At 79.7% G+C, this 379-nt stretch carries 1 protein-coding gene; it reads right to left on the reverse strand.

Annotated elements, in window-relative coordinates; genetic code table 11:
• A partial coding sequence (locus tag GTW08_RS10705) for a hypothetical protein (protein WP_202416977.1) occupies positions 1-379 on the reverse strand: 379 nt, incomplete at both ends.

The raw sequence follows: 379 nt of genomic DNA on the forward strand, positions 1-379 counted from the left end.
AGGAACGCCGTCGCGGCCTCGACGACGGTGCGCGGCAGCCCGTCGACGGCGACCCGCCGCTCCCGCGCATCGGCCTCGGCCCGCTCCAGCGCACCCTGCAGGTCGGTGTCGACGGAGGCCGAGGCGTAGGCGTCGCGGGCCCGCTGGAACTCCTCGCGCAGCTCGGCCAGCGACCCCTCGGGGGTCCCCTCCGGCTCCCCGTCCTGCCCGCCGACCTCGTCGGTGGAGACCGGGAGCGCCGCGGCCTCGTCGCGCAGGATCATGCCGATGCCGCGCTGCCGGTCGCGCGTCTGCTGCGCGTCGGCGGCCTCGCGACCGGCGCGGTCGGCGGTGGTCCCGGCGGCGTCGGCCTCCTGGCGGGCCCGCGCGGCGTCGGCCT

Origin of the sequence: Pseudonocardia sp. SID8383 (genome assembly GCF_009864975.1) — a bacterium.
GTDB lineage: Bacteria > Actinomycetota > Actinomycetes > Mycobacteriales > Pseudonocardiaceae > Pseudonocardia > Pseudonocardia alni.